This is a genomic window from Streptomyces sp. NPDC001156 (assembly GCF_053598275.1).
The window spans coordinates 62,615-76,544 of the sequence record NZ_JBSFJX010000022.1 but is presented as its reverse complement, the minus strand read 5'-3'; the positions used below and the strand labels follow the sequence as shown (position 1 = coordinate 76,544).

The 13,930-nt window shown below is 72.5% G+C and carries 12 protein-coding genes; 8 read left to right on the top strand and 4 right to left on the bottom strand.

Annotated features, from left to right (window positions below; all coding sequences use genetic code 11):
- The coding region (locus ACWDA7_RS14485; protein ID WP_450604497.1) for a hypothetical protein at positions 1-769 on the bottom strand (769 nt) is incomplete at its 3' end.
- A 212-nt stretch (positions 770-981) separates the two neighbouring features.
- Here ACWDA7_RS14485 and ACWDA7_RS14480 point away from each other — a divergent pair.
- Together ACWDA7_RS14480 and ACWDA7_RS14475 are read left to right on the top strand one after the other, a co-directional pair.
- A complete protein-coding gene (locus tag ACWDA7_RS14480) occupies positions 982-2,229 on the top strand; it encodes an aminotransferase class I/II-fold pyridoxal phosphate-dependent enzyme (RefSeq protein WP_450604496.1) in 1,248 nt (415 codons plus the stop codon).
- On the top strand, positions 2,226-3,314 hold the full coding sequence (locus tag ACWDA7_RS14475; protein ID WP_450604495.1) for an MBL fold metallo-hydrolase: 1,089 nt from the start codon (positions 2,226-2,228) through the stop codon (positions 3,312-3,314). The genes ACWDA7_RS14480 and ACWDA7_RS14475 overlap by 4 nt, the downstream gene beginning before the upstream one ends.
- Positions 3,315-3,327: 13 nt before the next feature.
- Here ACWDA7_RS14475 and ACWDA7_RS14470 read toward each other — a convergent pair whose 3' ends face one another.
- Together ACWDA7_RS14470 and ACWDA7_RS14465 are read right to left on the bottom strand one after the other, a co-directional pair.
- Positions 3,328-3,954 carry a DedA family protein gene (locus ACWDA7_RS14470; protein WP_450604493.1) on the bottom strand — a complete coding sequence of 209 codons (627 nt, stop codon included), beginning with the start codon at positions 3,952-3,954 and terminating at the stop codon, positions 3,328-3,330.
- Positions 3,951-4,724, bottom strand: coding sequence for an MBL fold metallo-hydrolase (locus tag ACWDA7_RS14465; RefSeq protein ID WP_450604492.1), 774 nt, complete (start codon positions 4,722-4,724; stop codon positions 3,951-3,953). Before ACWDA7_RS14465 ends, ACWDA7_RS14470 begins: the two co-directional genes overlap by 4 nt.
- An 84-nt stretch (positions 4,725-4,808) precedes the next feature.
- Between ACWDA7_RS14465 and ACWDA7_RS14460 the strand changes: the two genes are divergently transcribed.
- The 6 genes from ACWDA7_RS14460 to dnaK all read left to right on the top strand — a co-directional run bounded on the left by ACWDA7_RS14460 (position 4,809) and on the right by dnaK (position 13,038).
- Positions 4,809-5,261 carry a hypothetical protein gene (locus ACWDA7_RS14460; protein ID WP_359409388.1) on the top strand — a complete coding sequence of 151 codons (453 nt, stop codon included), beginning with the start codon at positions 4,809-4,811 and terminating at the stop codon, positions 5,259-5,261.
- A 113-nt stretch (positions 5,262-5,374) separates the two neighbouring features.
- Positions 5,375-7,456, top strand: a complete 2,082-nt coding sequence (locus ACWDA7_RS14455; protein WP_450604490.1) for an alkaline phosphatase family protein — start codon at positions 5,375-5,377, stop codon at positions 7,454-7,456.
- A gap of 134 nt (positions 7,457-7,590) precedes the next feature.
- Positions 7,591-8,652 (top strand): ATP-binding protein, encoded by a 1,062-nt coding sequence (locus ACWDA7_RS14450; protein ID WP_450604489.1) that lies wholly within the window; start codon positions 7,591-7,593, stop codon positions 8,650-8,652.
- The gene (locus ACWDA7_RS14445) at positions 8,649-10,442 is read left to right on the top strand and encodes a vWA domain-containing protein (protein WP_450604488.1); all 1,794 of its coding nucleotides are present in this window, start codon (positions 8,649-8,651) and stop codon (positions 10,440-10,442) included. The genes ACWDA7_RS14450 and ACWDA7_RS14445 overlap by 4 nt, the downstream gene beginning before the upstream one ends.
- Before the next feature lie 114 nt (positions 10,443-10,556).
- A complete protein-coding gene (locus ACWDA7_RS14440; protein ID WP_359409394.1) occupies positions 10,557-10,982 on the top strand; it encodes an OsmC family protein in 426 nt (141 codons plus the stop codon).
- Positions 10,983-11,145: 163 nt separating this feature from the next.
- Entirely contained in the window at positions 11,146-13,038 is a 1,893-nt protein-coding gene (dnaK, locus tag ACWDA7_RS14435) for a molecular chaperone DnaK (protein WP_450604487.1), read from the top strand.
- Between the two features lie 84 nt (positions 13,039-13,122).
- Here the strand turns inward: dnaK and ACWDA7_RS14430 are convergent, their stop codons facing one another.
- On the bottom strand, positions 13,123-13,926 hold the full coding sequence (locus tag ACWDA7_RS14430; protein ID WP_450604486.1) for an SAM-dependent methyltransferase: 804 nt from the start codon (positions 13,924-13,926) through the stop codon (positions 13,123-13,125).
- Positions 13,927-13,930 lie beyond the last annotated feature (4 nt).

The following is a 13,930-nucleotide window of genomic DNA, read 5'->3' as shown; positions in this document are numbered from 1 at the left end:
GCTGGGTGACGGGTCGCTTCAGCAGCCTGGCGATGGGTCGGTCCAGCAGCCAGGGGGGCAGCAGGGCTACGGGCAGTCGCAGCAAGGGGGGACGGGGCAGGGCGGCGGCCGGGTTCAGCAGCCGGGGACGCAGCTGGGTGACGGGTCGCTTCAGCAGCCTGGCGATGGGTCGGTCCAGCAGCCAGGGGGGCAGCAGGGCTACGGGCAGTCGCAGCAAGGGGGGACGGGGGAGGTCGACGGCCGGGTTCAGCAGCCTGGCGATGGGTCGGTCCAGCAGCAGCCCGGGGGGCAGCAGGGCTACGGGCAGCTCCAGCAGCCCGGGACGGAACAGGGATACGGCCAGATGCAGCCCGGGACCCAGCCGGGCAACGGGTCGGTTCAGCAGCCCGGGACACAGCTGGGCAACGGGGGGCAGCCGGGGAAGGAGCAGGGATACGGCCAGCTCCAGCAGCCCGGGACCCAGCCGGGCAACGGGTCGGTTCAGCAGCAGCCCGGGAAGGAGCAGCCCGGGACCCAGCCGGGCAACGGGTCGGTTCAGCAGCAGCCCGGGAAGGAGCAGCCCGGGACCCAGCCGGGCGACGGCGCGGGTGGTTCGCAGGGCCGGCAGCAGGGGGGCCAGGACCACAGGACGCAGCCTCCGGTCGATCCCCAGCACGGCGTGCACGCGGGCGAAGGGGGCGCCTTCGCCGGGTCCGAGCCGACACTGGTCGCGGGCGGCGTGCTGATCGGGGGCGCGCTCGCCGCCGCCGCCCACCGCGGCTACCTCCACCTGGCGACCGGCAGGGGCTGACCCTGTGACCCGGGCAACTCGGGCGGAGCCCATGAGCGGCCGGATCCCGGGGTACTCAGAACCCGAGAGCACCATCGGCACCACAAGGGAACAGAAGTACGAGGACGAACCGCGGCCATGGGCCGAGGGCCCTGCATGAGCCGCAGCCCGGGGGGACCGTCCACCGCACCACGGACTGCGCGGAGGCATGCATGCGGCGCACGGATCCGGAAGGGCACGGCCCCGTCCGTTACGGCCCGCCCTTTCCCGACCAGGGGTTGCCCCTGTTGCCGAGTCTGTCCGCCGCCCTCGCCGAGGCCGCCGACTCCGAGGGCCCAGGATCCTTCGCCCGCACACCGCGCCTGCTGGAAGCCGCCGGCGGCTACTACGCGCGGCGCGGGCTGCCTGCGGAGCCCGACACGGTGGCCGCCGCCCCGGGTGCGCCCATTCTGTTCGCCGCCGTGACCGCCGCGCTGGGCGGGGACGTGCTGGTGCCGCGGCCGTGTCCCGCCTGGTGGGCACCGCAGATCCGGGCGCTTCGGCGGTCCGTGTTCCATGTCCCGACCCCCGCCGAATGCGGTGGTGTGCCGGACCCGTACGCCCTCCTGGAGACCGTCCGCAGGATCCGCGCCGAGGGCGGAGATCCTCGGCTGCTCGTGCTCGCGGTCGCCGACGACCCGACCGCCACCGTCGCCCCGCCCGAACTGGTGCACGAGACGGTCGAGGCCGCCACCGCGGAGGGCCTCCACCTGGTGAGCGACGAGACCTGGCGCGACACCGTGCACCGGCCGGACGACACCGTGCTGCTCAGCCCCGCCGAGATGGTCCCCGACCGGGTCACCGTCGTCACCGACCTCGCCGGGCCCTTTCTGCCCCCCGGCTGGCCGGCGGCCGTCGCCCGGTTCCCGGCGACCGCCGATGGCGCCGGGCTGCGCGCCCGCGTCCTCGACGTACTCACCGCGCTCGGTGCCCGTATCGCCGATCCGGTGGCCGCGGCGGCCTCATACGCCCTGGACGAGTCCGCCGACGTCGACCAGCGCCTGACCAGGGGTACCGCGCTGCACGCGCGCGTGGCTGCCGCCGCGTACCGGGCCGTCGTCACCGCGGGAGCCGTCGCCCGGCCCCCGCAGGCCGGGCGCCACTTCTACGCCGACCTCGACCCGCTGCGCTCCGCGCTCGGCGCGCACGGCGTCGGCGACGCCCAGGAACTGGAAGACTTCCTCAGCGCCCGGCTCGGTATGCCCACGCCCGGCGGCCACCGGTTCGGAGACGACCTGGCGGCCCTCCGCGTCCGGCTCTCCACCGGGCCGTTCCTCGGCGCCACCGCCGAGGAACGGGCCCAATGCCTCATCTCACCCGAGCCGTTGGAACTGCCACATGTGCAACGCGCGTTGAACCTCCTGGGATCGGTCTTCGACGATCTACGCGACGACGCTCAGCGATGGGAGCCTCCTCGATGACGCAGCAGTCCGAGCCGACCGAGCCGATGACGAGTCCCGCTCCGGCGTCCCGGAGCGCCGGTGAGCCCACGTCAACGTCCCTGCTCAGCCCGGTGTCCGGGCTACCGGCTCCGCTTTCGCCACTGGCCGAGCCCCGTCCGCTCGGCGAACGCCGCATCTGGCCGCGCTCCTTCTTGGACCGGCTGACCGCGCCCCTGCCCGGAATCAAGTCCCTCGCCCGCTTCGCCCGCGAAGGTGCGATGCGGCCACGGCCCGAGGGCCTCACGGACATCCCGCTGCTGCCCTACGACCCGGCCCCGCTGCCCCGCGTCGACTCGCGCACGGTAGCCGTCTCCTGGGCGGGGCACGCCAGTTGGGTGGTGCGGATCGGCGGGCTGACCGTGCTCACCGACCCGGTCTGGTCGCGTCGCATCCTGGGCACACCGGCCCGGATCACCCCCGTCGGAGTCGCCTGGAGCGACCTGCCGCGGGTGGACGCCGTCGTCGTCAGCCACAACCACTACGACCATCTGGACGCCCCGACTCTGCGCCGACTGCCGCCCGACACACCGGTCTTCGTCCCGGCCGCGCTCGCTCTCTGGTTCCGGCGGCGCGGGTTCACGTGCGTCACCGAGCTGGACTGGTGGGAGGGCGCCGAACTCCGCGGTGTCCGCTTCGACTTCGTGCCGGCCCACCACTGGTCCAAGCGCACCCTGACCGACACATGCCGTTCCCTGTGGGGTGGCTGGGTGCTGACGGCACCCGACGGACAGCGGGTCTACTTCGCGGGCGACACGGGCTACGGCCGCTGGTTCCAGCGGATCGCACAGCGCTACCCGGGCATCGATCTGGCGCTCATGCCGATCGGCGCCTACGACCCGCGGTGGTGGCTCAGCGACGTCCACTGCGACCCCGAGGAGGCCGTGCGCGCCGTGCGGGACCTCGGCGCACGGAGGATGGCGCCCATGCACTGGGGCACGTTCGTGCTGTCCGCGGAGCCCGTCCTGGAGCCGCTGACCCGGGTGCGGGCGGCCTGGGAGCAGGCGGGGCTGGCCCGCGAGGACCTCTGGGACCTGCCCGTCGGGGGTTCACAGGTGCTCGGCTGAACCCCGCCCCATCTCAGGAGGTCGCGGCCCGGCGCATCCGGCGCCACATGCCGGGCGCGACGCTGATCACCACCGTCAGTATCACCGCCGCCGCCACGCCCTCCCAGGGCTTGGGGAACAGCGATCCGCCGACTATGCCGATCAGCGCGTACGTCGCGGCCCAGGCCAGGCAGGCGGGCGCGTCGCCCCGGGCGAAGTCGCGCAGCGGCATGCGGGCCAGCAGGCAGGCGAGCATCACCGGGATGCGGCCCGCGGGGACGAGCCGGGAGAGGGTCAGCACCGCGATGCCGTGGTCGTTCAGCTTCTCCTGTGCCTGGGCCAGCCGGTCCTCGGGGGCACGGTCGCGGATCGTCTCCAGCCACCGGGAACCGTTCTTCGACCGCATACCGCGCCGCCCGAGCCAGTACAGCGCGAGGTCCCCCAGGAAGGCCGCGACCGCGGCGACGACGAACACCAGCGCGAGTGAGAAGGGCGCGGTCTGGTGGAAGGCCACGACCGCCGCCGAACTGACCAGCGCGCCCGTCGGCACGACCGGCACCAGAGCGCCGATCAGCACCAGCAGGAACAGCGACGGATAACCCACCGCCTGCTGCGCCGACTCGGGGGTCACGCCCGTACCGGCGGCCGAGAGGAATATCACCGCGCGACCTCCGGGCGGACGCTCTCGCCGTGCGCCAGCAGATGCACCGCCACCTCCGGCGCGCGTTGCGCGGCAAGGCGCACGAACTCCTGTCCGGGCGCGTGGAATTCATGAGGGCGCACCGCATCCATGCCGATCGGCCAGTACGTGCCGTAGTGCACCGGCACGGCACTGCGCGGCATCAGCCGGGCCAGCGCCTCCGCCGCGCGCCCCGCGTCCAGATGCCCCGGCCCGAGATACGGTCCCCAGCCGCCGACCGGAAGCAGCGCCACATCGACGGGACCGACCGCCTCGGCCATCGTGTCGAACAGAGCGGTGTCCCCGGCGAAGTACGTCCGTGCGGTGCCCTCGATGACGAACCCGAGGGCGGGGGAGCGATGCGGCCCGACCGGCAGCCGGCGCCCGTCGTGTCGCGCAGGCACCACCCGTACGACCAGGTCACCGACCGGCACCCGGTCGCCGGGCACGACCTCGGTGAGCCGCAGACGACCGAGCCTGCGCAGACCCGGCACCTGGGCCAGGGCACCGCGCGGCAGGAGCAGGCGGGTGCCCGGGGCGAGGCGGGCCAGCGACGGCACATGCAAATGATCGGCGTGCAGATGGGAGACCAGCACCACGTCCGCGACGGCGGCCTCGGCCGGCGGCACAGCGCTGCGCCGCCGCCGCAGATGCGCGAAACGGCGTGCGAACAGGGGATCGGTCAGCACACGTGTTCCGGAGTCCTCGACCGTGCAGGTGGCGTGACCCCACCACGTGATCTCCACCGGCACTTCATTGCCTCCTTCGTGCGACTCCCCTCGAGCCTACGGGCAGGAGTAGGGTCGGCGGCGAAACCCTGAGGTGAGGGGGACACCATGGCAGATGCGCACGAAGCCTCCGGCACGCGTGGCGCCTTGGGTGGGGGCGCGCCGATCCGGGTGACGGCGATCGCCAGCCTGACGCCGCTGGAGGAACTGGACGCGGACCCCTTCCTCGTCGACTCCCGCAGCCAGCACGCCATGTGCGCGCGCTGGGCGGCGGAGCGGGGGTACGTGGTCACGCGCGAACTGCTCGTCCGGGGCCTGCGCCACGACCACAGCGCCCTGTGGGCCGACGTGGAGGCGGGCCTCGTCGACCTGTTCGTCGCCCCGAGCCGCCGGGTGCTGGAGCGGGCCCTGTCGTCCGTGGACGACTTCACCGCGGAGTGCGCCCGCCGCGGCGTCCGGGTCGAGACCGTCGGCCGCGCGGAACCGTCGTACGACGCGCAGATGAAGGCCTGTGTCCACCGCCGTCTGTCCATGCCGACGGCGGGCTACGACGGCCGCTGACCAGCCGCCGCCCGCTCTGTGCTCCAGGCCCGTTTCGGCGGCCTGCGGCCGTTGTGACAAAGTGGGGCGGATCCCCTGGGATCGCATCGGCCGGGACGTGAGGTGAGCGGGGCGTGGGTCAGGAGCGCTGGCGGAGACTGATCAGCGGAGTGGGGCGGAGCACCACCGTATGGGCCGTGTCCACCGCCACGATGCTCGTCCTCGCCGGACTGCTGCCCGACTTCCGGCTCCAGTCCGCCGCCGGTGACAGCGTCACCCGCATCGCCCTCACCGCCGCGGCCGGCGCCGGCGTCTTCGGTCTGCTGTCCTCTCTCGTGTGGCCGCTGCTCGTCCGCCTGCTGCTGCTCGTACCCGCCCTCGTCCTCGGGCTGCTGGTCTTCTTCCTCAACGGATCGCTGCTACTGCTCGCGCTGCGGCTCACCCCCTCGGGCCAGGGCGAGGCCGCCCCCGAGACCGCCGTCGTGGTCGCGGCGGTGATGTCGGCCGTCGCCTCGGCGACCGGGGGCGCCCTCGCGGTGCGGGACGACGCCGCCTACGGCAGGCGGCTGTACCGGCTCGCCGCCCGCCGGCGCAGACGCGGCGACGACCGGGCCGGACGCCGCACCCCGGCCGTCCTGTTCATCCAGCTCGACGGTGTCGGGCACGACGTGCTGCGGGAGGCCGTCGACAAGGGGCTCATGCCGACCGTGGCCTCCTGGCTCGGACCCCGCGACGGCCAAGGGCCCAGCCACCGGCTCACCTGCTGGCGCACCGACTGGTCCAGCCAGACCGGCGCTAGCCAGCTCGGTATCCTGCACGGCTCCAACCACGACGTTCCGGCGTTCCGGTGGTACGAGAAGGAGCACCGGGAGGTCATGGTCTGCAACCGGCCCGCCAGCGCCGCCGAACTCCAGCGCCGGGCCATCGAACGCGCCGGTGACGGCGGACTGCTCGCCGGCGACGGGGCCAGCCGCGGCAACCTGTTCAGCGGCGGCGCCGACGAGGTCGCCCTCGTGCTCTCCGTCGTCGTCAGAAGGGGACGGGAGAACCGCTCCCGGGCGGGCTACTTCGCCTACTTCAGCGATCCGGCGAACGCCGTCCGCACCGCCCTGTCGTTCCTCGCCGAGGTCGGCCGCGAGATCGCCGAGTCCACCCGGGCCCGCCTCACCCGGCAGCGGCCCCGGGTCAAGCGCGGCGGCCTCTACCCCTTGGTCCGCGCCTTCGCCACCGTCGTCGAACGCGACGTCGTCGTCGCCGCGGTGATCGGCGACATGCTCGCGGGACGCAACGCGGTCTACGCGGACCTGGTGGCCTACGACGAGGTGGCCCACCACTCGGGCCCGCACAGCCGCGACGCCGAGAAGGTCCTGCGCCGGCTGGACCGCTGCCTCGCGCTGCTGGCACAGGTCGCCGAGCACACGCCGCGCCCCTACCGGATCGTCGTGCTGTCCGATCACGGCCAGAGCCCCGGCGAGACCTTCCGCACCCGCTACGGGCTCAGCCTCGCCAATCTGGTGCGGGCGGGCTGCGGACTGCCCGTCCCGCGCAGGGTCGAGCGCACCCACAGCGGGACCGAGGCACGCGCGGCGGTGCGGGCCGCGCTGCGCCGTCCGGTCGAGGCGGGCGGCGAGGAGCGCCGGCCCGCCCGGCGCCACGATGAGCCGGTCGTGCTCGCCTCCGGCAACCTCGGACTGGTGTCGTTCCCCGATGTGCCGTACCGGATGACCAAGGAGGAGATAGACCGCCGGCACCCCGCGCTGCTGTCGACGCTCGCCAACCACCCCGGTGTCGGCTTCGTCCTCGTGCGCAGTGAGGAGCACGACGGGGTGGTGCTGGGGGCGTTCGACGCCGAGGTCCCGGTCGGCCGGCTCGCCGACGGGAGCGGCCCGCTCGCCGGATTCGGCCCGGGCGCCGCCGACGCCGTGCGCCGCACCCACTCCTTCCCGCACACCGCCGACATCATGGTCAACTCCTGGTACGACCCCGTCGAGGGCGAAGTCCTCGCGTTCGAGGAGCAGATCGGCTCGCACGGCGGACTCGGCGGTGCCCAGGCGCGGCCGTTCCTGCTGTCGCCGGTGACGCTGTCCGCCCCCGAAGAAGAGGGGGCCGAGCTCGTCGGAGCCGAGCAGGTCCACCGGCTCTTCCGCCGCTGGCTGCGCGAGTGCGACGGCCCTCAGGTGCCGCTGTCCGCGACCGAGGACGAACGCGTCGCCTGAGCCGGGAGGAATCCGGTGCCGGCACCCGCACGAAAATGACATGACGGCCGCGTCCGGTCATTGAGAACCTCGACGGAGAGCAACCGCGTCCGCGAGGGCGGCGCCGGTTCGGACCCGAAGAGGAGAGCCGCTGCGTGCAGGCAGCCGTCACTGTCACCCCCGCCCGCATCCCGGAACTGCTGCTCGGTCTCGCGACCGTGCGGCCGGTGTTCATCTGGGGCGCCCCCGGCATCGGAAAGTCGTCCCTGGTGCGCGCGTTCGCCGAGTCGCTGGGGCTGGAGTGCGTGAGTCTGCTGGGCACCCAGCTCGCCCCCGAAGACCTGATCGGCGTCCCGCAGATCCGGGACGGACGCTCGGTGTTCTGCCCGCCCGAGGCGATCGCCCGCGACGAGCCGTACTGCCTGTTCCTGGACGAGCTGAACGCGGCGACCCCGGATGTGCAGAAGGCGTTCTACTCGCTGATCCTCGACCGCCGCATCGGCAGCTACGAGCTGCCGAAGGGCTCCATCGTCATCGGCGCGGGCAATCGCTCCACCGACAACGCCCTCGCCCGCCCGATCGCCTCGGCGCTGGTCAACCGTCTCGCCCACGTCCACCTGGAGGCCTCCGCGAAGGACTGGCTCGTCTGGGCGGCGACGAACGCCATCCACCCGTGGATCCTCGACCACCTCACCGACCGGCCCGACCACCTGTGGTCCAAGCCGCCCAAGACCGAGGAGCCGTTCTCCACGCCCCGCTCCTGGCACATGCTCTCCGACGCGCTACACTCCTTCGGCCGCGACCTCGACGAGGAGACGCTGAAGGTGCTCGCCCACGGCACCCTGACCCCGGCACACGCCACCGCCTTCTGCGGGTACGTCAAGATCGTGCGCAGCCAGTACGGCATCGAGGCCATCATCAAGGGCGACGCCCACTGGCCGCACCGCATGCAGGACCGCGACCTGCTGTACTACCTCGCCGAGTCCTTCCGGGGCCGGCTCGTCAAGGAGCTGCCCGCGAGCAAGGAGCACATGTCGGCGAATGGACGCCAGACCGCGTACCGCGCCAAGTCGCTGCTCGTGCAGCTCGCCGAGATCTCCGTCGAGATAGCCCAGAGCGTCATCGCCTCCGACGCGGACGGCAACCCCGTCCTGCCGGCCTGGTTCCTGGTGGAGGCCGCCCGGGACATGCCGCGGCTGGTGGAGGCACGGCGATGAGCCGCACCCGCCCCAGGAAGAAACGGGACTTCGCGGCGGAGGCCTTCGCCGAAGGCATGCGGCTGATGCGGGCCAACCCGGCGCTGGCTGCCGTCGAGTTCAGCGTCTGCCGCGCGGAGGAATGCACCGCCGCGCCCCGGGACGGGCTGGTCCGCGTCGACTCCGACGGCGTGCTGCACGCCCACCCGGACCGACTCGCCGACCCCGCCGACTGGGCCTGGGCGCTGGCGCACGCGGTGCTGCACCTCGGCTTCGGACACGTCCCGGCGGTCAAGGGCACGCGTATCCAGCCCGACCGCCACGACATCGCCGCGCGCTGCGTGGTCGTCAACCGGTTCCTGCTCGGCTTCCCCGTCGGCAGGTTCCCCGAGGACCTGCCGGCCTCCTACCCCGACGGCGACGAGGAGCAGCTCGCCGCGCGCTGGCGCCGGGACGGTCTCCCCGCCGTGTACGAGCGCTGCGGGACGGCGGGTGGGGAGCCCGACCAGTTGCTCGTGGACGGGAAGGGCTGGTGGGGGCCGGCCCCCGACTGGCAGCTGGCCTTCGCCACCGCCCTGACCCGGACCGTGTCCGCGGCGATGGACATGGCGGGCGGCCGCCGTGAGTCCCTGGACGGCGAGGCGACCCGGCCGCGCCCTTGGGAGCAGGCGCTGAGCTGGTTCATCTCCTCCTACCCGCTGCTCGGTGGCGTGGCGGCCGGGATCAAGCTGGTCGCCGACGCCGAACTCGCCCGCGCTCACGGCATCTCCGTGGCCGCGGTGAACGCCGAGGCGGGCGAGGTCTACATCAATCCGCTGCGGCAGTTCGAGGACGAGGAGTGGCGCTTCATCCTGGCCCACGAGATGCTGCACGCCGCCCTGCGCCACGGCGACCGCTGCGGCACCCGCGACCCGTACCTGTTCAACATCGCCTGCGACTACGTCATCAACGGCTGGCTGCGTGAGATGCAGGTCGGCACGATGCCCGAGGGGCTGTTGTACGACCCGGACCTCGCGGGCCAGTCCGCGGAGCAGGTCTACGACCGCATCGCCGGCGATCTGCGCAGGATGCGGCGGCTGGCCACGCTGCGCGGCAGGGGCGTCGGCGACGTGCTGGGCGCGCCGCTGCGACCGCCCGGCGACTACGTCGACCTCGACGAGTTCTACCGCCGGGGCCTCGCGAACGGCCTGGACCTGCACCAGCGGCAGGAGCGCGGTTTCCTGCCCGGCGGTCTGGTCGAGGAGATCCGCGCGCTCAGCCATCCGCCACTGCCGTGGGACGCCCGACTCGCCCGCTGGTTCGACGAGTTCGTTCCGCGCCCGGAACCCGTACGGTCGTATGCGCGCCCCTCGCGCCGGCAGAGCTCCACGCCCGACATCCCGCGTGCGGGGCGCTACTTCCCGCCCGAGGAGGTGGCCCGCTGCACCTTCGGCGTCGTCCTGGACACCTCGGGCTCCATGGACCGCGTTCTGCTCGGCAAGGCGCTCGGGGCGATCGCCTCGTACGCCGAGGCCCGCGACGTCGCCGCGGCCCGGGTCGTCTTCTGCGACGCCGCGCCGCACGACGCCGGCTATCTGCCGGTCACCGACATCGCGGGCCGGGTACGGGTCCACGGCCGCGGCGGTACGGTCCTGCAGCCGGGGATCGATCTGCTGCACCGGGCACAGGACTTCCCGCCCGGTGCCCCGGTCCTGGTGATCACGGACGGCTGGTGCGACGTGCTGCGGGTACGGCGGGAGCACGCGTATCTGATACCCCAGGGCGCACGGCTGCCGTTCACACCCCAGGGGCCGGTGTTCCGGGTGCGCTGAACCCGGCGCCCAGGGACCGGTTCGTCGCCATGTCCCGTGCGTGCGCCGCGTGCCGATGTGATCGGATGGTGCCTACGGAACCCGGCAACGGGCTCACACGTGAAAGGAAGAACCGTGGCAACCACGCGCACCGCACACACCGTCTGGGATGGCAATCTGCTCGAGGGCAACGGCGTCGTGACCTTCGACTCCTCCGGCATCGCTCAGCAGCCGGTCACGTGGGCTTCGCGCGCCCAGGACGCGAATGGGAAGACCAGCCCCGAGGAGCTGATCGCCGCCGCCCACTCCAGCTGCTTCTCCATGGCGCTGTCGCACGGCCTGGCCGGCGCCGGCACCCCGCCCACCAAGCTCGAGACCAAGGCCGACGTCACCTTCCAGCCGGGTGAGGGCATCACCGGCATCCACCTCACCGTCGAGGGCACGGTCCCCGGGTTGGACAACGACGCCTTCGTCGCGGCCGCCGAGGACGCCAAGAAGAACTGCCCCGTCAGCCAGGCCCTCGCCGGTACGACGATCACCTTGGACGCCAAGCTCGCCTGACGCACGGACGTCCGCAGTGCCGCGCCCGCCACGAGGGGGCGCGGCATCGCCGTTTCCTGGGTAGGTGCAAGGGGGGCGGTCTGTCCGGCCGGCAAGGATTGACAGGGAGCCACTCAAGTTTTGTGATGGAGTGCGAAAAGCGCCCTGGCGGAAGGGGACGGCGATGGCACGGGCGGTGGGGATCGACCTCGGTACGACGAACTCGGTGGTGGCCGTCCTGGAGGGCGGTGAGCCCACGGTCGTCGCCAACGCGGAGGGGGCGCGGACCACTCCGTCCGTCGTGGCCTTCGCCAAGAACGGCGAGGTGCTCGTCGGCGAGGTCGCCAAGCGGCAGGCCGTGACGAACGTCGAGCGCACCGCGCGCTCGGTCAAACGGCACATGGGGGACACGAACTGGCGCTTCCCGGAGAAGGGATCCGTCGACAACACCCGCTACCGGGCGCAGGAACTGTCCGCCCGCGTACTGCAGAAGCTCAAGCGGGACACGGAGGCGTATCTCGGCGAGGACGTCACCGACGCCGTGATCACCGTGCCCGCCTACTTCGACGACTCCCAGCGGCAGGCCACCAAGGAGGCCGGTGAGATCGCGGGCCTCAAGGTCCTGCGGATCATCAACGAGCCGACGGCCGCGGCCCTCGCCTACGGACTCGACCGCGGCGAGGAGCAGACGGTCCTCGTCTTCGACCTCGGCGGCGGCACCTTCGACGTCTCCCTGCTGGAGATCGGGGACGGCGTGATCGAGGTGAAGGCCACCAACGGTGACACCCGTCTCGGCGGCGACGACTGGGACCAGCGGGTCGTCGAACACCTCGTCAAACGCTTCAAGGGGCAGTACGGCATCGACCTCGGCGCCGACAAGATGGCACTGCAACGGCTGCGCGAGGGTGCCGAGAAGGCCAAGATCGAGCTGTCCAGCTCCACCGAGACGAGCATCAACCTGCCCTACATCACCGCCTCCGCGGAGGGGCCGCTGCACCTCGAGGAGAAGCTGACGCGCGCCCAGTTCCAGGAGCTCACCGCCGATCTGCTCGACCGCTGCCGGACCCCCTTCCACCAGGCGGTCAAGGACGCGGGTGTGAAGCTGTCCGCGATCGACCATGTCATCCTCGTCGGCGGCTCCACCCGTATGCCGGCCGTCACCGACCTGGTCAGAGAGCTCACCGGCAAGGACCCGCACAAGGGCGTCAACCCCGACGAGGTGGTGGCCGTCGGCGCCGCGCTCCAGGCCGGCGTCATCCGCGGCGACGTCAAGGACGTCCTGCTGCTCGACGTCACCCCGCTGTCCCTCGGCATCGAGACCAAGGGCGGCATCATGACCAAGCTCATCGAACGCAACACGACCATTCCCACCCGGCGTTCGGAGATCTTCACCACCGCGGAGGACAACCAGCCGTCCGTCGGCATCCAGGTCTACCAGGGTGAACGCGAGATCGCCGCGTACAACAAGAAGCTCGGCGTCTTCGACCTGACCGGCCTGCCGCCCGCACCGCGCGGGGTGCCGCAGATCGAGGTGGCCTTCGACATCGACGCCAACGGGATCATGCACGTGTCCGCGAAGGACCTGGCGACGGGCCAGGAACAGAAGATGACGGTGACCGGCGGCTCAGCGCTCGCCAAGGACGAGATCAACCGGATGATGCGGGACGCGGAGCAGTACGCCGAGGAGGATCGGGGGCGCCGGGAGGCCGCGGAGACCCGCAACCAGGCCGAGCAACTCGTCTACCAGACCGAGAAGTTCGTCCGGGAGAACGAGGAGCGCATCCCGGCCGGTACGAAGGACGAGGTGACGGCCGCGACCACCGGTCTGAAGGACCTGCTGAAGGACGGGGCCGACACGGCGGCGCTGCGGGCCGGCATCGAGAAGCTCGCCACCGTCAGCCAGAAGATGGGTCAGGCCATGTACGCGCAGTCCCAGCAGTCCGCGTCCGATGGTTCCGGAGCTTCCGGCGACGGACACGGCGCCCCCGGCGACGAACACGGGGCTCCCGACGACGAGTCGGTGGTGGACGCGGAGATCGTCGAGGACGACAAGGACGCCAAGGGAGGGGCGGCCTAGCCGCGGAGCCCAGGCGGGCGGCGACCCGGGGCGGTCGGGCAGAGACGGGGTGCGGCGCCGCGCGCGGCGGTCGCCGAAGCCGGGTCAGGGCTTGCGCGCGACCCCCGCGTACACCGGCACGATGCCCTCCGCCTGGGCCGCCACGTCCTCGGGCTCCGGCCGCCAGCCGGAGACGGGGATCACTCCGGGGCCGAGGAGTTCCAGACCGTCGAAGAAGCGCGAGAACTCGGCGAGCGGGCGCGGGAAGAAGGGCGTGCCGCTCTGCTGGAACAAGCCCGCGGCCCGCTCGACGGACTCGGGGTTCAGGTCGGACGTGACCTGCGACAGGACCAGATGGCTGCCCGGGGCCAGCGCCTCGGTGTACCGCGCCAGCAGCCCGTGGACCTCGTCGTCGAGATAGTGGGTGAGAGCGACCAGCGACAGGGCGACCGGCTTGCCGAAGTCCAGGGACTCGGCGGCGCGGGCGAGGATGGCGTCCGGGTCGCGCACGTCCGCGTGGACGTAGTCCGTGCTGCCTTCCTGGGTGCCGTGCAGCAGCGCCTGCGCGTGCCGCAGCACGATCGGGTCGTTGTCGGCGTACACCACCCGGGATTCGGCGACGACCTGCTGCGCGACCTGGTGGAGGTTGGGCTCGGTGGGGATGCCGGTGCCGATGTCGAGGAACTGGCGCACACCCGCCTGCGCCAGCGTCCGCGTCGCCCGATGCATGAACCGGCGGTTGGCGCGCGCCCCGCGCCGCACGGTCGGGTCCGCGGCGAGGATCTTCCGGCCCAGTTCCTCGTCCACCGGGTAGTTGTCCTTGCCGCCCAGCCACCAGTCGTACACCCGCGCGGGGTGCGGCCGGCTCGTGTCGAGGTGGGCGGTCGCTGTGTCGCGTCCGGTCGTCATGCGG